This window comes from Streptomyces hyaluromycini (assembly GCF_002217755.1).
Classification (GTDB): Bacteria; Actinomycetota; Actinomycetes; order Streptomycetales; family Streptomycetaceae; genus Streptomyces; species Streptomyces hyaluromycini.
In genome coordinates this window covers 1-22,772 of sequence record NZ_BCFL01000045.1, presented here as the reverse complement: position 1 = coordinate 22,772, position 22,772 = coordinate 1, and the positions used below count along the sequence as shown (strand labels likewise).

Below are 22,772 nucleotides of genomic sequence, written 5' to 3'. Positions count from 1 at the left end.
GACGTCCACATCCGCACCCACACAGGCACCCGCACCCGTGTCCGATCCGGTGCGCGCTACGCCCCGCGCCGGATCGCTCTCCTCCGTACCGCCCGAAAGGGGTGGCCCACCATGTCCGACAGCAGACCGCACGGCACCGCCATGAACCGCAGATCCTTCGCCCTGGGTGTCGTCGGCGCCACGGCGACCGCCGCGTTGGGGCCGGTGGCCCTCGGGGCCACGGCACAGGCCGCCGACCGGACCTCCGCGTCCGGCCGGCACGGCGCCTTCTTCGAGGAGCAGACCCTCTGGGACTCCGTCGAGGGCCCCCTCGTCAGCTATCACGTCCACGCGCTCGCCGCGCTGCCCGACGACACCGTCCTGGCCGTGACCGAGGGCCGCCACGAGGTGTGCGACGCCGGGCCGCGTGATCTGCTGCTGCGCCGCAGCACCGACGGCGGCCGGACCTGGGAGGAGACCAGGACCCTGGTGGCCTCCGTCGACGGCGAGTCCTGGGGCAACCCCGCGCTGGTCGTGGACCGGGAGACACGGGAGGTCTTCCTCTTCTACATGCTCTCGCTCCGGCTGCCGCAGAACACCTCCTGCTCGGGCGACTCCGGCGAGCTGTATGCGATCTCCAGCCGGGACAGCGGGCAGACGTGGAGCGAAGTACGCGGCCTGGCAGGCCTGTTCGACGGCTTCCCCTACAACTGGGCACTGCACGGCCCCGGCCCGGGCCACGGACTCCAGCTGCGCTCCGGCCGTCTGCTGCTCAACTGCCTGCACCGCAGGGTGATCGTGGGCAACACCGTGGCCCAGCGGATGTACGGCGTCGCGCCGGTCTACAGCGACGACCACGGCGCCACCTGGCAGGCGACGGGAGAGGTGCCCGTACAGGTCGCGTACCCCGTCAACGAGGCGCGGATGGTGCAGCGCTCCGACGGCAGCCTGCTCGTCAACGGCCGCTTCGCGTCGGGCGGTGAGAACCAGCGCATCGTGTCCGTCAGCACGGACGACGGCATGACCTGGTCGCAGCCCGCGCTCGACGGCAGCACCGGCTCGTTCAACGCGGTGGACGCCGGCCTGCTGCGCTACACCGGCGGCCCCGGCAGCCGCGCACCCGGTCGGGTGCTGTTCAGCCGCCCCGACTCACCCGTCAGGTACAACATGACCGTGGCGGTCAGCTACGACGAGGGCTTCTCGTACCGGTACCAACGGGTCGTCAACGAGAACCGCTCCTTCTACTCGGATCTCGCCCGGCTGTCCGACGGCACCATCGTGCTGCTCTACGGCTGCGACGGTGACATGGCGAGTGTCCCGCGCCGGGTCAACGTCTGCTGTTTCTCGCTCGACTGGCTGACCGGCGGCCGCGACAGCCTGCGCCACGGCCCCCATTACCGGGAGGAGACCGTCGCGTTGGCCGAAGCGGACCGCGAGGTCACCGGCGGCGCCGTGCAGACCGTCGCCGATCCGCTCGCGCGCCGCGGCGAGCGCCTGGTCCTCACCCCCGAACAGGCCGGTGACACCGTGGAGTTCACCTTCCGGGTGCCGCGCACCGGCGACTACGAGCTGCTCCTGCGCTACTACCGCACGGCGGACGGCGCACTGGCCACCGTCACCATGGACCGCAGCCCGCTGCCCGCCTTCGCGATCGACACCACGGCACAGACGGCGGACGGCTTCGACCTGGCCCACCTCGGTGCCACCCGGCTGCGCGCCGGGCGGCACACCCTGCGCTGCGCGGTGACAGGACCCGGCAGGGGCGGCGGGATGCGGCTCGGTCTCGACTCGCTCAGCCTGGTCGAGGCGCCGGGCTCCGCCGACGTACGCGCGGAGGTGGTCGTGGACAACGACCGGCTGGGCTTCGCGATCGTCAGCGGCAGCTGGCCGACGGCGACCGCGGACCCCGGCTACTGGTCAGGCAACTACCGTACGGCGCCTGCCGGTTCGGGCGAGCGGAAGGTGCGCTGGCGGCCGGCCGTGCCTCAGGACGGCGGGTACGAGATCCAGGTCTCCTGCCCCCCGGCCGCCAACCGGGCGAGCAATGCCCCGTACGCCGTCGTCCACGCGGACGGCACCACCGCCGTACGCGTCGACCAGCGGGCCGCGGGCACCAGCGACCCGCGCGGCGGTACCTGGTTCTCGCTCGGCGAGTTCCGGCTCCAGGCCGGTCTCAGCACGTCGGTCGAACTGACCAACGACGCCGACGGTGTGGTGGCCGCCGACGCGATCCGCCTGCTGGGTCCGAAGCCCTGAGCCCCGGCCTCACGGACGGGCGGCTCCGAGCGCTGTGAGCAGGCCGTCGGCCAGGAGCTGGGCCTGGGGGGTTTCGTGCACCGCTGCCGTGGCGCGTACGACTGCTTTTAGCTGTGCTTCGGGGAACGTGGCGGCGTAGGCCTGGGCGTCGTCGGCCGCGTAGGCCGCCGCGAGTGCCGGGCCGAGGGCCTCCGCGTGTGCCTCGGCGAAGGCGCGGGCGTTCGCCTCGGTGCTCAGCCGCGCGTACTCGTGGCCGTACGCGTCCGCCTCGGCCCCGGCGTACCCGTTGGCCAGGGCGTAGTCGCGGGCGCCCGCGTGCCCCTCCGCGTAGGCGGAGGCACGGTCGTAGGCGGCGTCGTGCAGCCGCAGCAGCAACGGGCCCAACGCCGACCGCCAGGTGTCCCGGTCGGCCGGTGCGCCCCGGGCCGCCGCACGGTGCAGGTCCGCCGCCACGGCCGTGTCCGCCGGCCACGCGAGCAGCGGCAGCACGGTGTCCGCCTGCCAGACGTGCACGGCCTGCAGCCCGGCGGGCACCCCCGCCGTGCCGAGCAGGCCGTGCAGCCGGTTGGCCCAGGTGTCCGCGGCGGGCGGCGGCAGTTCCCCGTGGACGGCGGTGGCGAGCCGCCACAGCCAGGCGGGTACGCCGACTGCGGGCGGCTCGGCGGACCGGGTCCGCAGCGCGGCGCGGAACGCCGCCGGGGCGGCCGTGGTCGTGGCCATGTGCGCTGTCCTCCCGGCCGGGTCAGGCGTTCAGGCCGGTGCCGTCGATCGCCACCCGGCGGCCCTCCCTGGTGTGCGGGAAGTAGTCCCACACCGCGTGGTGCTGCACGCTGCGGTTGTCCCAGAACACCAGCGTGCGCTCCTGCCAGCGGACCCGGCAGTGCAGCAGCGGGGTACGGGCGATGTGCGCGTACAGCATCCCCAGCAGGGCGTCGCTCTCGGTGCGCGACAGCTGGGTGATGTGCGAGGTGTAGGGGGCGTTGACGAACAGCAGTTTGCGGCCGTTCTCCGGATGGCGGACGACGACCGGCTGCTCGGTGCGCGGCACGTCGTACTCGGGCGGCGGGGTCAGCCCGGCGTCCGTCCAGGGCTTGGCGCCGTCGTGGAGGGCGGTCAGGCCGTCGAGGAAGCCGCGCAGGGCGGGGGAGAGCAGCTCGTAGGCGAGGTGCATGTTGGCGAACAGGGTGTCGCCGCCGCTGCCGCCCTCGGGGATCGTGGTGATGTACAGCATGGAGCCGAGGGAGGGCTCCGCGTCGGCGGTGCCGTCGGAGTGCCAGCCGTTGCCGGCGACGGCCTTGGAGTCCTTGTCCGCCTTGATCTCCAGGATGTGCGGGTCGGATCCCTCGGCGGCGAGGGCGACGGGGTGCAGCTCGCCGAAGACGCCCGCGAACCGCTTGTGTTCCTCGGGGGTCAGGTCCTGGTCGCGGAAGACCAGGACGTGGTGGGTGTGGAAGGCGTGCTTGAGCTCCTTCTCCTGCTGCGGGGTCAGCTCACGGGAGAGGTCGAGGCCGGTGACCTCGGCGCCCAGCACCGGGGTGATCGGGGCGACGGTGAGGGTGTCGTAGGGCTCGGCGGGGCGGGTGGTGAGCTGCTCTACGGCGCGCAGCGCGTAGTCCTCCATGAGGGACCTCCTTGGGACGGGGCGGACGCAAGCGTTGACGGGTGTGCGGGGTCAGAGCCCGCGGTCGAGGAGTTCGGCGAGCACCAGGCGGCCGAAGGCGAGGTTGCCGTGGATCGTGTCGTCGGCCTGGCAGAAGGCCGGCCGCTGCTGCCCCGCCCCGTCGGTGACGCGGGCCCGCAGGTCGACCAGCTCCACACCGCGCGCGGTGAGTTCGGCGCCGACCACGTCCTGGGCGGCGAAGAAGACCTCCGGGTCGGACATGCCGGGGACGCGCTGCGGCGGCATGAGGGCCAGCACCCGCAGCCCGAGGGCGGCCGTACGGTCGTAGAAGGCGAGCGCGCCGCGGACACTCGCCCGGACCAGGTCGCCGAACAGGCCGCTGCTCAGGAACCCTTCGGGCACGGTGCCGTGCCGGTCGCGGTGGATGTCCCAGTTCTGCCGGGTGGCCACCGTGTGCGCGCTCAGCCCGAACGTGCACACCAGCGGCACGCCGAGCCCCGCGAACCCGGTCGCGCCGAGCTCGTCGAGGAACTCCCGGACGAGCCGCCCCGTCTCGGCATCCCGGAAGACCAGGTCACCGCCGCCGTCACCGCCGTCACCGCCGCCGTCGACGTCGAGGAACGGCCCGAGGAAGTCCCGCCCCGAGCCGACCGGGCCGCCCACGAAGGGCAGCCCCGCCTGCTGCGCGGCCCGCCCGACACAGCCGGCGTGGGAGTCACCGAGCAGGAGGAACCGGGCGGGAACGGGGGGCGTAGTAGTCGAGTACGGCGTCGTCACACCAGTGGTCCTCTCCGCCGGTGACGGGGGTGGAATGCGCGGGGGCGGGCGCGGGCGGCGCCGTGTCGGTCCCGGGCCGGACGGCCCGGAAGAAGTGCCGCATCACGAAGGCCACCCCGTCCGGGGTGACCGTGCGCAGGTTCGGCTCGTAGAACGCCGCCCGGTACGGGAAGCCCGTGACGATCTCGTACGACGGGAAGTAGTCCACGTCGTCGGACGCGTCGGCGAGCTGGCCGGCCGCGGCGCGCAGCACCGACTTGGAGTGGCTGGTGGCGACCAGCGCGTGGCGGCCGGTGGCGGTCGCCGTCAGCGGGACCGGGGAGACCGTGAGGACCGTGCGCAGCCGGGAGTTGACGCCGCGCGCCATCGCGAGCACGTCCGTGAGGTCGCGGAGCACCCGGTCCACCGTGTGGTTGTGCAGGACGTGCCGGCCCGGGTCGTAGGTGCCGCGAACGGTACCGGGGCACACCGGCAGGACGGTACCGGTACGGACGTCGTGCCAGGCCTCGGTCAGGCCGAGGGTGAACACCAGGACGTCGGCCCTGCCGAGGGCGGTGCGGACGGCGTCCAGGGTGACCGCACGGGCGCGCAGCACGTCGTCCGGGGAGGCGTGGCCGTCCGGTTCCACGGTGGGCCGGTAGGGGTCGTGGAAGACGCCGCCCTCCTCCCACACCTCCTCCGGCGGCTTCTCCTCCTCCAGCGCCCAGGCGACCCACTGGCGCAGCGCGGCGGCCGTGTAGATGTTGCCGGTCCGGAAGGAGAAACGGCGGTATCCGCGCGCCGCCTGCTGGGCGGCGGTCAGGCCCGGGGGCGGGAGCTCGGCGTCGTACCAGTGCATGCCCTCCGCCAGCAGGGCCCGGCCGATGTGCGCGGCGAAGCAGGATCCGGCGGTGACCACGGGATCGTCCTGGCCGATCGTGAACTTCGGCGTCCACAGGCCGTCGATGTCCGCGGGGTCGGGCTCGGCGACCGCGGTGCGCCAGAACGACCTCGCGGGCAGGTGGGTGTACGGATGCTGCACGGCTGGTCTCCTCAGATCCGTCCGGCGGGCTGCGGCCGGGCGGCGGACGGGGTCCCGGCGAGGGCGGCGGCGATCTCCCGGACATGCGGCTCGGCGACGATCTGGTAGTGGTCGGCGTCGACGTGGTGCAGCCGGTACGGCGACGGGAGATGGGCGTCCCACGCACCGGGGGCCGTGGGCTCGGGCGCGAGTGCCGCCTCGTCCACGGGGCGCGTCGCCAGCCATACGGCGGCGGGCGTCCGGCGCAGCCGCGGCAGCCGGTGCCCGGCCATGGCCGCCAGGTTGGCACGGCAGCAGCGCGCGAGCCGCTCGGCGTAGGCACGGCCGGACTCCGTGAGGGGACCGACGGTGCCTGTGAGGGGTTCGGCGGTGCCGAGTACCGGCTCGGTCGGCCGACCCGCGCCGTTTCCGCTCAACTCGCGCGCGAAGACGGCCTGTATCCGTTCCTCGTCGTAGCCGGCGAGGCGGTGCCCGGCCCCGGGCGGCGGCGGGTCGAGGAGATGGAGGGCGGTCACCGGCCGGTCGCCGGCCTCGGCGAGCGTGGCCATCGACAGCGCGGTCCACGCCCCGAACGACCAGCCGGCGAGCGCAAGTCGGCGCCCGGGTTCCGGGAACTCCCGTCGTACGGCGGCCAGATAGTGCGCGGCGCGCTCGTCGATGGAGCGGTCCGGCAGCCCGGGATCGCGCAGCCCGGGGTCGGCGATCAGGCAGACGGTGAGGTCGTCGGGCAGGGCGGACACCAGGGGCCGGTAGGCCTGGATGTCCCCGCCCACCGGATGCACCAGGCACAGCACGTCCGGCCCCGGGCCGCGCTGCCACACCTCGACGTCCACCGCGCCGTGCGGGCGGACACCGCTGCCGGCGAGGTGGCCGAGGAGCTCCGCGAGGCTCACCCGGTGGCTGAGCCGGGACAGCTCGATGTCGGTGCCGTGCCGGTGTTTGATCTCGTCGAGGAGCTCCAGCAGGGTCAGCGAGTCGGCGCCCAGGTCGTACAGGGGCGCCTGCGGGTCGACGGCGTCCACGCCGAGCAGGTCGAGGAGGATTCCGGTGATCTCCGCGCCTAGGTCGCCCTGCACGGGAGCGGCGGGTGCGGGCGGGGGAGCCGCGGGCTCGGCGGCGGGGGCCGGTTCGTAGAAGGCCCGCGCAGCCTTCAGGTCCGTGGTGCTGACCATGAGATACGGCAGTTGGAGGTGGAGGGCCCGCTCGAAGACGCCCGTACCCTCCTCGGGGGTGAGCGCCACGGTCAGGTGCTCGCGGTGCCGGGCGTCCGCCCGGGCGGCGTGCTGCTGGGCCATGCCGACGTCCCGCCACGCGTCCCAGCCGACACTCGTGCGCACGGTGGCGTCGCCGCCGGGCGCGGTGTGATGGGCGTAGGCGTCGAGGCAGGCGTTGGCGGCCGCGTAGTCGAACTGGCCGACTCCGCCGAACCGGGCCGCCATCGAGGAGCAGTAAAGGACGTAGTCGGGGGCGTGCTCGTCGACGAGCAGCTCGACGAGCAGGGCGCCGCGCAGCTTGGCCGCCGTGACCCCGCGCGCGGCGGCCGGCTCGCGCCGGGCCAGGAGCCCGCCCGCGGCGGTGCCGGCGGCGTGCACGATGCCGGCCAGCCCGTCGAGCAGCGGGGCCAGCCGGTCCGCGACGGCCGCGGGTTCCTCGGCCGCCAGGTCGGCGGTGACAAGGGTGACGCGCTCGCCGAACGCCCGCAGCACGGCGGGTACTTCGGTGCCGCGCGCCACCAGGACGACCCGGTTCCCGGGGTGCCGCAGGAGGCTCGCGGCCAGACTGGTGCCGAGACCGCCCGTGCCGCCGAGGACCAGATGGGTGCCCGGCGCGGCGGCGGGCCGGGGCGTCTCGCCCACGGGCACCGGCACGGTGGTGCGATGCCACCAGAAGCCGTCCCGCAGGGCCGTCGCCCGGTCGGTCGCGGCGACGGTGCCGTCGAGGAGCAGGTCGGGCAGGTGGGCGGCCCAGCCGGCCGGGTGCGGGCCGGGCAGGTCGGTCCAGCGCAGGGTGACGCCCAGTTCCTGCCGGGGGACTTCGAGGGCCGCGGCGAGCAGAGCGGCCTCAGGGGTGTGCACGCTCCCGGCGACCGGCTGCGCCCGCTGGGACAGCAGCCAGGCCCGGGGCCGGTCCGCTTCCGGGCGGCCGGCGAGGGCCAGGGCGAGGGCGGCGACCGTGTCCAGGCAGGCCCACTCGGCCGTGTCCAGCGCGGCCGTGGTCGCGCTGCCGTCGAGGGCGAGCGGAAGCGCGTGCAGCCAGTCGACGGCCGGTCCGTCCGGTCCGTCCGGTCCGTCCGGGCCGTCCGGGCCGTCCGGGCCATCCGGTCCGTCCGGTCCGTCCGGTCCGTCCGGGCCATCCGGTCCGTCCGGTCCGTCCGGGCCATCCGGTCCGTTCAGTCCGTTCAGTCCGTTGGGTCCGTTGGGTCCGTCCGGGACGTTCTCGCCGGTCAGGCGGTCGAGCAGGCTGGCGAGCTGCCCGGCGTCGGCGACATCGGCCTCGTAGCGGTCGTCGGCGAGCCGGGTCAGGCCCTGTCCGGCGCGTACGGTCACCACGCGGGCGTAATGGCGCTCCAGGAACCGCCAGTTCTCGCCGTCCTGCCCGGGGCCGATCACCACCACGGCGGTACGGCGGGACACCGGGGCGCCGGTGCGGGCGCGCCGCGAGCGCGTCCACAGCGGCTGGTGCAGCCACTGCGCGGCGGGCAGCCGGGAGATCCCGGACCCCGCCACGGCGGCGCGCGGGAAGTCGTACTCGGCGGTGTCGAAGGCGGGCGGCGGGAAGTCCCAGGGCGCGGGTGCCGGGCCCGTCGGCCATACGACGGTGCGGCCGGCCGCCCATGCCTCGGCGAGGGCGTGCGGGTCGCGGTCCTCGACCGCCGGTGCGTCCTGGGAGGGGAGCGCGGCGACCGCCGGCAGCGCCCGCAGCCAGGCGACGGCCGAGGCGGCGTCGGGGCATACGGCCGCCGCACGGTGGGCGAGGGCGGGGCGCCCGGCCTGGAGGTGCCGCAGCACCTGGGGGTAGGCGTCGGGACGGGCCGTGAGGTAGTCGGCGATGCGGCGCCCGTCCGCGCGGACCGCGGCTTGCGAGGCGCCGGACAGCACCAGGCACGGCAGCGGCTCCGCCGGGTCCGGCACCGGCACCGGGTCCGGCTGCTCCAGCAGCACATGGGCGTTGGTGCCGCCGATGCCGAAGCTGCTCACCCCGGCCACCCGCCGCGGACCGGCGGGCCAGGGCTCGGCGGCGACCGGGATCCGGAACGGGCCGTCGGCGATCTCCGGGTTGAGCCGGTCGAAGTCGGCCGTGGGCGGGACGACCCCGTGGTGCACGGCGAGCACCGCCCGCACCAGGCCGACGACGCCCGCCGCCGCGCCCAGGTGCCCGATCTGGCTCTTCACGGACGACAGCGCCACCCGCGCGTCCTGTGCCAGCCCGTACGCCTGCCGCAACGCGGCCGCCTCGACCGGGTCCCCGAGCCGGGTCCCGGTGCCGTGCGCCTCGACGTACCCGACGTCACCGCCACCACCGCCTCCGTCGCCGTCTCCGCGACCGCTCCGCTGCAGCGCCGCGCGGATCGCTGCCCGCTGCCCGGGCAGCGACGGGGCGCTGTAACCGAGCTTGCCGGAGCCGTCGTTGTTCAGCCCCGAGCCGGTGACGACCGCGTACACGGTGTCGCCGTCCCGGCGGGCCGCGGCCAGCGGCTTGAGGACGACCACTGCGGTGCCGCTCGCCCCCACGGTGCCCTCGGCGTCCGCGCTGAAGGGCCTGCAGTGCCCGTCGGGGGAGAAGATGTGCTGCGGCCGGTAGGTGTACCCGTCCGTCAGCTCCGTGTCGACGAGGACCCCGCCGACCAGCATCACGTCGGCGTCGCCCTGCCGCAGCATCCCGGCCGCGACGTGCACCCCGGCGAGTGAGCTGGAGCAGGCGGACTGGAGCGTGAACGCCGGTCCGGTGAGCCCGAGATGGTAGGCGGCCTTGGTGGCGAGGAAGTCCTTCTCGTGGTGCAGGGCGAGCCGGAAGGAGTCGGGCAGCAGGTCCGGGTCGCCGTCGCGGAGCATGCGCTGGAAGTAGGTGTTCTCGCCGCAGGAGGCGACCAGGCCGACCCGCAGCCGGGCCGGGTCGCCGATTCCGGCGTGGGCCAGGGCTTCGGCGCAGTTCATGAGCAGCTGGCGCTGCTGGGGGTCCATCAGCCGGGCCTCGTGCGGGCTGATCGTGAACCGGCCCGGGTCGAAGTCGAGCAGTCCCGCCGGCTGGCTGCGGGCGCCGACCCGGCCGTCGGCCGCGGCGAAGTGCTCGATGCCGCGCCGGCCGGAGACGACCAGGTCCCAGAACGCGGCCAGGTCGGGCGCGCCCGGCAGCCGTACCGCCATGCCGACGACGGCGACCGGCTCGTCCGCCGTCCGCCGGGCGGCACCCGACGCCTCCGGCCTGCGGGCCGGGGTGTCGCGGGCGGCGCCGTCGTCCGTCAGCAGCCGGGCCAGGGCGCGCAGGGTGACGTGCTCGAACAAGTCCGGTACGGAGAAGGGGAGATCGCCCTCTCCCGCGCATCTGAGCTGGAAGCGCATCAGGTCCAGGCTGGTGGCTCCGGCGTCGAGGAACCGCTCGTCCATGGCCACGGTCCGCCCGGTCGCCGCCCGGAACAACTCGGCCAGCCGCTCTTCCAGCGGCGACAGCCCGGCGTCCGCCAGGCTGTCCGCCCGCGGTTCGAGCCCCGCCGGCGATTCGAGCCCCGGCCGCGGTTCGTGCTCCGGCCGTGGTTCGTGCTCCGGCCGTGGTTCGTGCTCCGGCCGTGGTTGGTACGCCGGCCGCAGTTCCCGCCCCGGTGCGGTGAGCGCCGCCCGGCGGTCCAGCTTGCCGCTGGGCGTGCGCGGCAGGTCCGTGACACGGCGGAAGGCGGCGACCCGGACGTAGGCGGGCAGCAGCAGCGCCAGCCGCCGGGCCAGGTCCGCGGGGTCGGGATCCTCGCCCCGGCACTGGAGGGCGGCGACCAGCCGCCCGTCCAGTACTCCCGCGACCGCGTTGACCACCCCGGGCAGCTCCAGCAACGCGGCCTCGACCTGGCCCAGTTCGAGACGGTGTCCGCCCAGTTTGACCTGGCCGTCGTCGCGCCCCGCGTAGTGCAGCAGACCGCGCTCGTCGAAGCGGGCGCGGTCCCCGCTGCGGTAGAGGGTGCCCAGCTCGGGGTCGTCGAGGAACCGGTCGCGGTGTGCGGCGGGGTCGCCGAGATAGCAACGGCCCGCCATGGGACCGCCGATGAGCAGGTCGCCCGTCACACCCGGTGGGACGGGCAGACCCCCTTCGTCGACCACCCGCAGCACCGCCCCCGCCACCGGGCGCCCGATGGCGGGACGGGCCGGCCAGCCGGCCGGGTCGCCTTCCAGGCACAGGGCGCTGACGACATGGGTCTCGGTCGGGCCGTAGTGGTTGAAGAGACGCGCCTCGCCCGGCAGCCCGGCGAACCAGCGCCGGATCGCGTCCGTGCACACCAACTGCTCCCCGGCGGTGACCACGTCACGCAGCCGGGACGGGAACACCCCGGAACGCACGCCGTGTTCGGCGAGCAACTGCAACGCCACGTACGGCAGGAAGATCCGCTCCGCACCCCCCGTCTCCAACTGCCGGAGCAGCGTGGGCACGTCCTGCCGCCAGGCCGGTCGGACCAGGCGCAGCTCGCCGCCGGAACACAGCGTGGTGAGGATCTCCTGGAAGGAGACGTCGAAGGAGAGCATGGAGAACTGCTGGGTGACGGCGGGCCGTTCGAGTCCGCCCGCCGCCCGCTGCCAGGTGAGCAGGTTGCACAGGGTCCGGTCGGAGACCTGGACGCCCTTGGGGGTGCCGGTGGAGCCCGAGGTGAACAGGGTGTACAGCGGCCGGAGTCCGCGATGCCGGTACGGCACGGGCGGCGCGGTGGGCGTGCGGGTGAGGGTGACGACGTGCCGCGGCAGGTCCGGCGGGGCGATCGTGGCCAGGACGTCGAGGTCCTGGGCGCCGGTCAGCACACACAGCGGGGCGGCACGGTCCAGTACATGACGGAGCAGGGCCGGCGGGTAGGCGGGGTCGAGGGGGACGACGGTCAGGTTGCGGCGGGCCGCCGCGAGCAGGGCGACGACGTGCTCGACGGACGGCTGAAGGTACAGGGCCACGGACGCCGGGGCGGCAGGATCCTCGGGCACGCTCAGGAGTGACGCCAACTCGTCGGCCTGGGCGTCGAGTTCGGCGTAGGTGAGGGTGGTCCCGCCGAGGGTGACGGCGGGCGCGTCCGGGGTGCGGGCCACCTGGCGGGCGAAACCCTCGGCGACCGTCGTGAAGTCCGCTGCCACCGGAGTGCCGTGGGCGGTCGCCGACGTGCGGCCGGGGGCGACGAGTTCGCGCAGCGCCAGGTCGCCGTCGCCGTCGCCGGTCAGCCGGTCCAGGGCCCGCCGGAACAACCGGGCCGCCGCTTCCGAGCGTTCGGCGCCGAAGTCGTCACGGTATTCCCAGAGGCAGCCGAAGCCCGACTCGTCCTCCACCACCGACAGCGTCAGCGCGCACTTGGCGCCCGCGGGCTCGGGCCACAGGGGCTCGACCGCACAGCCGGCCAGACGCAGCGCGGAGAACTCCGTGTTCTCCAGGACGAACAGGTAGTCGAACAGGGGTGTGCGGTGGCGGAACGCCGGTTCGGTGAGCAGATCGGCGAGGAGGACCTCCTGCCCCTCCAGCACCCGGCGCACACCGGCGGCGTGCGCGGTGAGGTGGGCGTGCAGGGAGTCGTCGGGCCGTACGGCGAGGTCGAGGAGCACGGTGTTCGCGAACATGCCGACGCTCTCGGCGAACTCGGGGCGCGGCCGGTTCGCCACCGGAGCGGCGACCAGGGGCCGGGCCTGCCCGGTCACGCCGTACAGGCACGCGGCGAACGCCGACACCAGCAACTGGAACCTGGTCAGGCCGAGTTCCGCGGCACGCCGGTCCAGTGCGGCGCGCCGGACCAGGTCGAGCGAGGTGCGCAGCAGCCCGGCCCGCGGCCGGGCCGACGACGCGGGCTCGGGAGCGGGCAGGGCGGGTGACGGCTCCGTCGCGTCGGCGTAGTGGTCGCGCAGCCGGGCGTGGTGGCGTTCGTAGGCGGGCGTAGCGCGCCAGTCGCGCTGCCAGCGGGCGAGGTCGAGCGGACTGACGGCCGGAGCCGGACGCCCGGCGTCGCCCGCGTAGGCGTCGGTGAGGTCGCGGAAGAGGAGGTTGAGCGACCAGCCGTCCACGGCCGCGTGGTGCAGATGCAGAAGCAGCAGACCGCCGTCGGCCCGCTCCGCCCAGGCGGCCCGCAGCATGCGGGGCTCGGTGAGGTCGAAGCGGTGCGCGAAGAAGCGGCCGGCGGTCTCCTGCCAGGGCTCCCCGGCAGGGGCGTCGAGCGGCTGCCAGGGGTCGTACGGCGCCTCGGCCCGCTGGAGCAGGCCGTCCGGGGCGGGGACCAGCCGGGTGCGCAGGGCCGGGTGCCGCGCCACCAGTGTGCGCAGCGCGCGGCGCAGTGCCTGCGGGTCGACGGTGCCCTGGACACGGAAGGCGAGCGGCACGTCGTAGGAGCGGTCGTCCGGGTCGCGCCGGTGCAGGAGCCAGAGGCGTTCCTGTTCGCTGGTGGCAGGCGCGGCCGTGGCGTCCGGGGCGGGCGGCACCGGCGGACGGGAGTCCGCCTCGGCGGTGCGGACGGCGTCCGCGAGAGCGGCGAAGTCGGCCCGCAGCACCAGACCCTGGGGGATGTCGACGCCGTACCGCTCCAGGATCTCGAAGCGGAAGCGCAACGCCTTCAGGGAGTCGCCGCCGCTCGGGATCCAGCGGTCGTCGGGACGCAGGCCGCCGACGGCGAGGATCTCCTCGGCGATCTCCAGGACGGGACGCTGCTCGGCACTGACCGGCACGGCGTCCGCACGTCTCCCGCGCCACGGCGTGCCCGCCTCGCGCAGCAGCGCGGCCTGGTCGACCTTGCCGTTGGCGGTCAGCGGGAGTTCCGCGACGAGGTGGGTGTGGTGGGGGCGCATGTACGGCGGCAGGGAGATGCCGAGGTGACGTTCGTAGTCGGCGAAGGACAGGTCGTCGCCGAGGACGAGGAAGGCCAGCAGTTCATGGCGGTCCGCCGTGTCACGCCGGGTGCAGACGTGCGCGTGCCGGACGGCGGGCAGGGTCATGATCCGCTGCTCCACCTCGCCGGGTTCGATGCGGAAGCCGCGCACCTTGACCTGCCGGTCGGCGCGTCCGACGTGATGCACGCGCCCGTCGGCGTCCCGGCGTACCAGGTCACCGGTCCGGTACCAGCGGCGCGGGGTGCCGTCCTCGTCCTCCAACCGGACGAAACAACGCTCGGTCAGGTCCGGCAGATTGCGGTAGCCGCGCGCCAACGCGGGTCCCGACAGCAGGAGTTCGGCCACCTCGCCGTCCTCCGCGGTGCGCCCGTCCGCGGTGCGCAGCAGCAGCCCGGTCCCCGGCAGCGGGGTGCCGATCGGGACCGAGTCGCCGTCGAAGTCCCGGGGGATCGGGTGGCAGAGGGCGAACGTCGTGGCCTCCGTCGGCCCGTACACGTTGTGAAGGACGGTGGCGGAGCCCGGGTTGGCGGCGTACCAGGTGCGTATCGCGCGCGGGTCGAGCCGCTCGCCGCCGACGAGGACCTGGCCGGCGTCGGCGAAGCAGCCGGGAACCTTGTCGACGACCGTGTTGAAGAGCGCCACCGTGATGAACGCGGTGTCGACGCGGCGTTCGCGCAGCGCGGCCGCGAGCCGGTGCGGGCTGTGCACGTCGGAGTCGTCCAGCACGACGCAGACGCCGCCGGTGAGCAGCGGGGCCCAGACCTCGAAACTGAGCGCGTCGAAGGCCGGGTTGGACAGGCAGGCGAAGCGGGCGCCGGGCCGCGGGTCGAGCCAGCCGGACCGGGCCAGCCGCAGCACACCCGCGTCGGTGACCTCGACGCCCTTGGGGCGGCCGGTGCTGCCGGAGGTGTAGAAGACGAAGGCCGTGGTGTCGTCCCCGGCGGGTGCCGGCGGCGCGGTGGTGGCGGGGAGTGCGGTCGGTTCGGGGAGCCCGAGGAGACCGAGGAGCAGGTCGGCGTCGATCCCGTGTACGTGCTCGGTCGTACCGTCGTGGACGACCGCGACGGCGCCGGAGTCGTCGAGGATGTGGCGCTGCCGGTCGGGCGGGCTGAGCCGGTCGAGGGGGACGACGGCGGCCCCCGCACGGCGGATGCCGAGCATGACGCACACCAGTTGCCAGGAGCGGGGCAGGCAGACCGCGACGGACTGCCCGGCGCCCACGCCCCGTTCACGCAGCCTCGCGGCGACCCGGCCGCTGAGCAGGTCGAGTTCCGCGTAGTCGAGCACGCGGCCACCGTCCTCGACGGCGACGGCGGAGGACACGCGGCGAGCCTGGGCGAGTACGGCCTCGACGAGTCCGGCACCGGCCGGGGCACCGTCGGCCGGGACGCCGTAAGCCACGCCGCTGTCAGCCACGCCGCTGTCAACCACGACGCCGTCAGCCACGGCAGCTTCGGCAGGTCTTGTTGCGGTCGGTCCTGGTTCGGTCGATCCGGCCTCGGCCGGTCCTGGTTCGGTCGGTCCGGAGGGTGCGGTGCGGTCGGTCATCGGACTTCTCCCGCCGGTACGGCGACGGAGTGCGTCGCGTGCGTCGACTGCCCTTCGTGATGGGCGAGTTCGGCGGCGAGCAGCGCGGCGACCCGGGCGGTCTCGGCGCCCTCCAGGATCTCCCAGTGGTCGCATGCCATCGTCTCGACGCGGAACTCGCCCTGCGCGCGCCGCCGCCAGAAGGCGCGGACCTCGGCGTGGAACGGGGTGTCGGTGCCGTCCGGCACGGCCTCGGCGAGGACCAGCCGGGCCGGGGAGGCGGCCGGGACGTGCGCGCGGGCGGTGAGCCGGTTGTGGTTGTAGATCCGGAAGTAGCGGTCCACCTGGGCGTCGTCGATGCCGGGGTACATCCCGTTGAACCGGACGAGTTTGTCGCGGAACTCGGCCGCGTCGACGGCGGTGATCCCCGCACGCGCCTCGGCGTCGTCGGTCGCCTGCGTGTCGAGGAGGACCACGCTCACGTCGGTGCGTCCGGCGGCGCCGAGCAGGCGTCCCATCTCGTGGGCGACGAGTCCGCCGTAGGAGAGCCCGGTCAGGACGAGCGGACCTCGGCCGAGGGGTTCGAGGAGGCGCAGATACGCCTCCGCCATGGTCTCCACGCTGGGCAGCACGTCCTCTCCCGGGTTCACGCCGGGGGACTGGATGCCGTAGAGGCCGGTGTGTCCGGGCAGGTGGGCGGCGAGGGGCAGGTAGCAGAAGGCGGTGCCGCCGGCCGGGTGGACGCAGACCACCCGGGGGCCGGTGCCCCGGCGGAACTCGATCAGGCTGCCCGGGGCGCGGTGCGTCCCGTCCTCGCGCAGCAGCGCGCCCAGGGCCTCGATCGTCGGCCGCACCATGACCTCGGCGACCGGTAGCCGGCGGCCGAAGGCCACGGTGACCTCGTGGGCCATCTTGATGGCCGACAGGGACGTGCCCCCGAGGTCGAAGAAGTTGTCGCCGACGCCTATCGCGGGGTGGAGCAGGATGCGCTGCCAGATGCGGTACAGGGCGTGCTCGACGTGGTCACGTGGGCTGGCGGTGTTGACCTGGTCCGACGTCTGCTCGTGGACCAGGCCCAGCAGGGCCGTGCGGTCGAGTTTGCCGCTGCGGCCCAGCGGCAGGGTCTCCAGGTCGAGGACGACGGCGGGGACCATGTAGTCCGGCAGGCTGCGGGTGAGTGCCGTGCGCCAGTCGGCGCTGGACCGCGCCGCGGCGGCGCCCCGGCCGACGGCGGCCACCAGCCGGGGGCGGCCCGCCGGGTCCTGGTCGGCGAGGACGACGGCCTCGCGGACACCGGGCAGCCGCGTCAACGCCGCCGCTATCTCCCCGGGTTCGATACGGAAACCGCGCAGCTTCACCTGGTCGTCGGCGCGCCCCGCGTAGTGGAGCAGGCCGTCGTCGCCCCAGCGGGCGAGGTCGCCGGTGCGGTAGACGCGGGCGCCCGGCACGAACGGGTCCGGCAGGAAGCGTTCCTCGGTGAGGTCGGGGCGGTTGAGATAACCGCGGGCGAGGGCCGCCCCGCCGAGGTGGATCTCCCCGACTACGCCGGGCGGGACCGGCTGCATCCGGGCGTCCAGGACGTAGCAGCGGGTGCCCGGGAGCGGGCGGCCGATGGGGCAGGGGCGGTCCAGCGGGCGGGGGTCGTAGTGGGCGGTGCTGTACAGGGTCGCCTCGGTGGGGCCGTAGCCGAAGCAGACCCGCAGGCCGGGCAGCAGCTCGGTCATGCGGTGCAGCGCCGCCTCGGTGAGCGACTCGACCCCGGTCAGCAGCTTGCGCAGATGCAGGCCGCGCAACCGTCCGTCCGGGTCCTCGTCGACCCACTTGACGTAGGCGGGCGGCAGGAACGCCTGCACGATCTCGTGCTCGCGCAGCCAGGCGAACAGCGCCTCCGGGTCGCCGCGGACCTCCTCGGGGACGATGTGCAGCACACCGCCGGTGGTGAGGGGCAGCAGGAGTTCGTGGACGGAGGCGTCGAAGCCGATGCTGGACCAGGCCGAGCCCGCCTCACCGGGGGCGGTGCCCATCCGGTCGTGCCAGGCCGAGAAGAGGTTGAGGACGCTGCGGTGCTCGACGGCGACGCCCTTGGGCCGGCCCGTGGACCCGGAGGTGAAGATCACGTAGGCCAGTTGGTCCGGGGTCCGGACGATCCCGGCCGGCGGCCGGTCCCCGGCCGTGCCCTCGGCCTCGGCTTCGACCGTGCCGATGTCGAGCCAGTCCCCTGGCCGGTCCGCACCGCGGTGGTCGCTGAGGACCACGGGGCACACGGCGTCCTCGACCATGGCGGCGAGGCGTTCCCAGGGCTGCCCGGGGTCGAGCGGGAGATAAGCGGCACCCGCCTTGAGGATGCCGAGGATACCGACGGCCAGGTCACCGGTGCGGCGTGTGTGCAGTCCGACGACGTCACCCGGGCGGACGGCACGGGTGACGAGGGCGTGGGCGAGCCGGTTGGCACGCCGGTCGAGCGTCGCGTAGTCCAGCGTGTGGTCGCGGTCGATGACGGCGGTGGCGGCGGGGTGGGCGCGGGCCCGGGCTTCGAAGAGCTCCGCGACGCCGGACGCCGTGCGCAGCGCGTTCGCCATGGCGTCGGCGGAGCCGCTGCCGTCGGGCCAACCGCTGCCGCCGGGCGAGCCGCTGCCGTCGGGCGAGCCACTGGCGTCGTAGGAGCCGCTGGGGTGAGGGAAGCCGTTGCCGTCGGAGGAGCCGCCGGCTTCGAAGGAACCGCTGACGCCGGAGGAGTTGCCGCCCTCGTCCCGCTGCCGCGTGGCGTCGCCGGCGCCGATCAGCTCCAGGCGCTCGCGCGGGTCCATCAACTCCAGGGTGTCGACGGTGCGGTGCGGGTGCCGGGCCATGTCGGTGAGCACATGCCGGAGGTGTCCGGCCCAGCGTTCGGCGGTGGCGGTGTCCAGCAGCGCCGTCGCGTGGTCGAGGTGGCCGGTGACCCGGCCCTCCGACTCGGTCGCCGACAGGGCGAGGTCGAACTTGGCCGGGGCGTGGGCGATCGGCAGCGGCGCGGTCTCGACGCCGGGCAGCTTCAGCAGGTCGTGCCGGTCCGGGACCCAGGCCAGCATCGTCTGGAACAACGGGGTGTGGGCCGCGCTGCGGGGCGGGTTCACCACCTCGACGATCCGCTCGAACGGCAGGTCCTGGTGGGCCAGGGCGCCGCGGACCACCGCCCGGGTGCGGGCCAGGGCCTCCGCCGCGGTCGGCGAACCGGACAGGTCGACGCGCAGCGGGAGCGAGTTGACGAGGAAACCGATGAGCCCGGCGGCCCCTGGGCCACGGCGGCCCGCGACCGGGCTTCCGACAACGATGTCCTGCTGCCCGGAGAGCCGCGACAGCAGCACGGCCCAGCCTGTCAGCACCGCGACGAACAAGGTGGCCCCGTGTTCCCGGGCCAGCCCGCGCAGCGCGGCCGTGACGTCCGCGTCCAGCTCGAACCCGACGCGACCGCCTTCGTAGCCCTGTTCCGCCGGCCGCGGCCCCGGCAGCGGCAGTTCGAGCAGGGGCGGGGCGTCGGCCAACACGTCTTTCCAGTAGGCCTCTTGAGCGGCGAGGGCACCACCGAGCACGGAGTCCCGCTGTGCATCGGCGTGGTCCGCGTACTGGAGCCGCAACTCGGGCAGCCCGTCGGGCACCCCGGCCGCCAACGCCTCGTAGAGAATCCCGGCTTCCCTCATCATCACGTTCATCGACGCACCGTCGTAGATACTGTGATGGAACGTCAGCAGCAGCACGTGACGCGCGGTGTCGAGGGCGAGCAGCCGGCCGTGCCAGAGCGGACCGGCCGCCAGGTCGAACTCCCGCTCCGCCTCCTCCTGCTGACATGCGGTCACACGCCCGTCGGGGTCGGCCGAGGTGCTGAGGTCCTCGAATTCCAGGGCGGGACCCGAGCCCGCCGGGTCGATGTGCTGACTCACTCCGCCCGCCTCGGCCACCAGCCGGGTCCGCAGGGTCTCGTGCCGGTCGGTCAGGGCGTCGAAGGCGGCGGCCAGGACGCCGGGGTCGAGCGGGCCGGTGAGGAGGAAGGCGAGGGTCTCGTTGTAGGCGGTGTTCCCGCCCGGAAGCTGGGCCAGGAACCACAGCCGCTGCTGGGCGAAGGACGCGGGCCGGACACGGGGGGCCGGGTCCGCGGGGGCGAGACGGGGAGTGTTCAGCACCGGCAAGGCCTGGCCTTCCTGTCGGGGGACGGGACCGGGGACGGAACGGAGGCGCGGCGAACGACGGCATCGCGCGAAGTGCCGGAAGTGGGGGACGCGAAGTGAGGGGATGCGAGGTGGGGGGACGCGAGGTGGGGGGACGCGAGGTGGGGGGCGTAGATATCGGCGAGTGGGGGAGGACCGACGGGGGATACGCGTGGTGCGGATGCGCACTCTGAGGCGTCAGTTGTGCAGAGTTCCTCAGGGGGCTCCGTGATGTAGTTGTGATCATCAGTCACGCGCGCAGGACATGTCAACACTTGACTTTGCTGCGGGAGTTGACCTATTTGAGCGGGCTGTTCCGGAGGTCGGGCGGCGGCCGCGTCCAGGAGCGGGGCTCATGCCTGTGGTGCGTGGGCCAGGTAGGCGAGGACCGCCAGTACCCGGCGGTGGCCGCTGTCGCTCGGCGGCAGACCGAGCTTGAGGAAGACGTTGCCGATGTGCTTGTGCACCGCGCGCTCGGTGACCACGAGGGTCCTGGCGATGGTCGCGTTGTCGTGGCCCTCGGCCATCAGCGACAGCACCTCGCGCTCCCGGGGCGTGAGCGAGTCCAGCGGCGAGTCCTTGCGCCGGGTGAGGAGTTCGGCGACCACCTCGGGGTCCAGCGCGGTGCCGCCGGCGGCCACCCGCTCCAGCGCGTCCAGGAACTCGTCGATCCGGCCCACCCGGTCCTTGAGCAGATACCCGATGCCGCTGGTCCCGTCGCCCAGCAACTCACCGGCGTACGTCTCCTCGACGTACTGCGAGAGCACCAGCACCGGCAGCCCGGGCAGCCGCTCGCGGGCCTCCAGCGCCGCCCGCAGCCCCTCGTCGCGGAAGCCCGGGGGCATCCGCACGTCGAGCACGGCCACGTCCGGCCGGTGCTGCAGAAGCGCGGGCACGACCTCCGGCCCGCTCCCGGCGACGGCCACGACGTCGTGCCCGGCCGAGGTCAGCAACAGGACCAGCCCCTCCCGCAGGAGAGCGTTGTCCTCGGCGATCACCACACGCACGGCAACTCCACCTCGATCACGGCCTGCCCCCCCGACCGGGCCGGACACTTCCACGGTTCCGTCGAGCGCGGCGACCCGCCGCCGCATGCCTTTCCAGATGAAAGGAAGCTAGATGTTTTGCTTGAGTCACGCAAGTTTTATCTGGTGACGGGGCCGTGCAGACGAGGCCGCGCCGGCCGGGTCAGTGCTTCCCGGCGAGACTCTGGGTGCCGAGCACCGAGATCAGTTCCAGCTTCTCGGCGGCCTCGGTACCGGGTTCGGCCGAGTACACGAGGATGCGCAGGTCGTACTCCTCGACCCGGAGGTGGTCGCAGTCCAGCGTGAGGGAGCCCGCCTGCGGATGCTCGACCGTCTTGCGCGACGCCTCCAGCCGGCCGACGACCCCCGCGTCCCACAGCTCGGCGAACCGCCTGCTCTGCGCACGCAACTCGGCGATCATCCGCCGCAGTTGGCGATCGGCCGGATAGCGTGCGGCCGTCGAGCGCAGCTCGGCGACCATGCCGGCCTCGAAGGCACGCCGCTCCTCGGGGGTGTGCCGCACCCGGGTCGGCCGGGCGAGGAAGTTGCGCCACACGCCGTTGCGTTCGAAGCCGCGCAGCCCGGACGGGTCGCCCATCAGCGCCGCGTACATCGGGTTGGTCACCAGGAGGGTCATGGCCGCGTCGGACACCGCGACGGGGGTGCCGGCCAGCCGGTCGAGGAGCCGCTGGACACTGGGCGTGATGTAGGCGGGCACCATGTCGGGACCGGGCGGCACCAGCCCCGCCAGCCCGAACAGATACGTCCGCTCGTCCGCGGACAGCCGCAGCGCCCGTGCCAGCGCCTCCACGACCTGCACGGACGGGTTGGTCGCCCGGCCCTGTTCGAGGCGGGTGACGTAGTCGACCGAGATCCCGGCCAGCAGCGCCAGTTCCTCGCGCCGTAGCCCCGCCGCGCGCCGCTGGCCGCCGGCCGGCAGCCCGGCCGCGTCCGGGGCGACCCGGTCGCGCCAGCGCCGCAGTGCCTGTCCGAGTTCCGTCGCCGTCATACCCCCAGTCAACACGGCCGGCCGCGGAGGTGCCTGGTACCCGCAGTCATAGGCTGTCGGGTCCGCCACACCACCTTTACCCTGGTCAGCGCGTTGAACTGCTCTATGCGCACCCACTGGGTCGAATCGGGGTCGAATTGGGGTGGGCAGGTCGTTCCACGGACCTTCTCACCCTCACGCCGCGGTGGTTAGCCTCAAGCTGTTTCTGAGTCTTGCACAGGAGGGGTCGTTGGGGTCAAGTCCGGATCGGTACTGCTGAACCGGGTGTTGCCGGGATGCACGGCTTTTGCCGAGGCGAAGAGTCCCCCGAAGGTGGTCACCGTGAGACCATGCACGGCGACCGGCGGGTGCGCGTATGTGTCCCACGTCTCGGTGAACTTGGCATGCCGGCACAGGGCCTGGACAGTCTTCGGGTCGAACTCTCCAGACGCCCCCAGCCGAGACGTGTAGAAGTGCTTGAGTGCGTGGAACCTCGTACCCTCAGGTAGTCCCGCCAACTCCACTGCTGTGCGCCACTGCTCGTTGAAGGTCCGCTGCTGCAGCGGCCGGCCGTACCGGTTGGTCACGATGAGACCCTCGTCCGGCGGCGGAACGTAGCCTCGTGCTCGGCGCTTAATACTCCAGCCGTAGATCGTTACGGTCGTGGCGTCGGTCGGCCGAGTCACATTGTCGAGCCCCGTCCTATCCGTCTGTGGCGGTCCTTCCGAGCCATGGCCTCAGGCCCCGTTGCGCGACTCGCAGTACCTCATCCGGGGGCCGCTCGTCAGCTCGTTCGATCACAACGAGACCCCAGTCCTTCCGACGGACTGCGCCAAGTGTCACTGCACGCTCATGCCGCAGGTACGTCACCGCCGAAGCGACGTCGGCCACTGGAGGACTTACCTCGTAGCTGGCGAGTTTCCCGACGTACCAGTCCAGCCACTGCTCGCCTTCCCGCGTCGCAGCTCGTGACAATGCGGACTCGGTATTCCCATCGAGAAAGACCATGACCGGCCGAACCCTTGCGAGAACCTCGGTGAGGTCGGTCATGAAGGCGTCGATCGTCTCTTCGCCGTGCCCCATGGCCAGCAGCGTCGGCACGAACGGCATCAGCGCGTCCGCGATCACCACGTCATCGCCGCTCGCCACAACCGCATCGACGAACCTCGCCGCCGCCGCGATCAGTGTCCCCGGCTCGACCGTGCCTGTCGCCTTGAACTCCGCGGCCACCGCAGCGAACTGCGGTCGGGTCAAGATCTCCTCCTCGCGGAAGTGGTCCACCCGCAGTCCCATATCAGCCAGCCATTGAGACAGCCCGGCGCACAGCGTCGACTTGCCCACTCCGGGAGATGCTC

11 protein-coding genes are annotated in these 22,772 nt (G+C 73.7%); 1 reads left to right on the top strand and 10 read right to left on the bottom strand.

Features of this window, described 5'->3' with window-relative positions; genetic code table 11:
- Window positions 1–111 precede the first annotated feature (111 nt).
- Window positions 112–2,235 (top strand): golvesin C-terminal-like domain-containing protein, encoded by a 2,124-nt coding sequence (locus tag SSP29_RS50570; protein ID WP_089107787.1) that lies wholly within the window; start codon window positions 112–114, stop codon window positions 2,233–2,235.
- 9 nt (window positions 2,236–2,244) lie between these two features.
- Here SSP29_RS50570 and SSP29_RS50565 read toward each other — a convergent pair whose 3' ends face one another.
- From SSP29_RS50565 to SSP29_RS50520, 10 genes are all read right to left on the bottom strand, one after another.
- Entirely contained in the window at window positions 2,245–2,955 is a 711-nt protein-coding gene (locus SSP29_RS50565) for a hypothetical protein (protein ID WP_150136535.1), read from the bottom strand.
- Between the two features lie 22 nt (window positions 2,956–2,977).
- Window positions 2,978–3,856: a TauD/TfdA dioxygenase family protein gene (locus tag SSP29_RS50560; RefSeq protein ID WP_089107786.1), complete on the bottom strand. Its 879-nt coding sequence runs from the start codon at window positions 3,854–3,856 to the stop codon at window positions 2,978–2,980.
- Between the two features lie 51 nt (window positions 3,857–3,907).
- Window positions 3,908–4,633, bottom strand: coding sequence for a hypothetical protein (locus tag SSP29_RS50555; protein ID WP_150136534.1), 726 nt, complete (start codon window positions 4,631–4,633; stop codon window positions 3,908–3,910).
- A complete protein-coding gene (locus SSP29_RS50550; RefSeq protein ID WP_089107785.1) occupies window positions 4,572–5,654 on the bottom strand; it encodes a GSCFA domain-containing protein in 1,083 nt (360 codons plus the stop codon). Before SSP29_RS50550 ends, SSP29_RS50555 begins: the two co-directional genes overlap by 62 nt.
- Before the next feature lie 11 nt (window positions 5,655–5,665).
- Window positions 5,666–15,112, bottom strand: a complete 9,447-nt coding sequence (locus tag SSP29_RS50545; protein WP_245883603.1) for a non-ribosomal peptide synthetase — start codon at window positions 15,110–15,112, stop codon at window positions 5,666–5,668.
- 128 nt (window positions 15,113–15,240) lie between these two features.
- Window positions 15,241–19,380 carry a non-ribosomal peptide synthetase gene (locus SSP29_RS59045; protein WP_245883605.1) on the bottom strand — a complete coding sequence of 1,380 codons (4,140 nt, stop codon included), beginning with the start codon at window positions 19,378–19,380 and terminating at the stop codon, window positions 15,241–15,243.
- A gap of 377 nt (window positions 19,381–19,757) precedes the next feature.
- A complete protein-coding gene (locus tag SSP29_RS50535) occupies window positions 19,758–20,411 on the bottom strand; it encodes a response regulator (protein ID WP_089107784.1) in 654 nt (217 codons plus the stop codon).
- 181 nt (window positions 20,412–20,592) lie between these two features.
- On the bottom strand, window positions 20,593–21,438 hold the full coding sequence (locus tag SSP29_RS50530; protein WP_089107783.1) for a helix-turn-helix domain-containing protein: 846 nt from the start codon (window positions 21,436–21,438) through the stop codon (window positions 20,593–20,595).
- Window positions 21,439–21,632: 194 nt separating this feature from the next.
- Window positions 21,633–22,103 carry a tyrosine-type recombinase/integrase gene (locus tag SSP29_RS50525; protein ID WP_089107782.1) on the bottom strand — a complete coding sequence of 157 codons (471 nt, stop codon included), beginning with the start codon at window positions 22,101–22,103 and terminating at the stop codon, window positions 21,633–21,635.
- Window positions 22,104–22,119: 16 nt separating this feature from the next.
- Window positions 22,120–22,772: nucleoside/nucleotide kinase family protein (locus SSP29_RS50520; RefSeq protein WP_107436475.1), on the bottom strand; the 653-nt coding region annotated here is incomplete at its 5' end.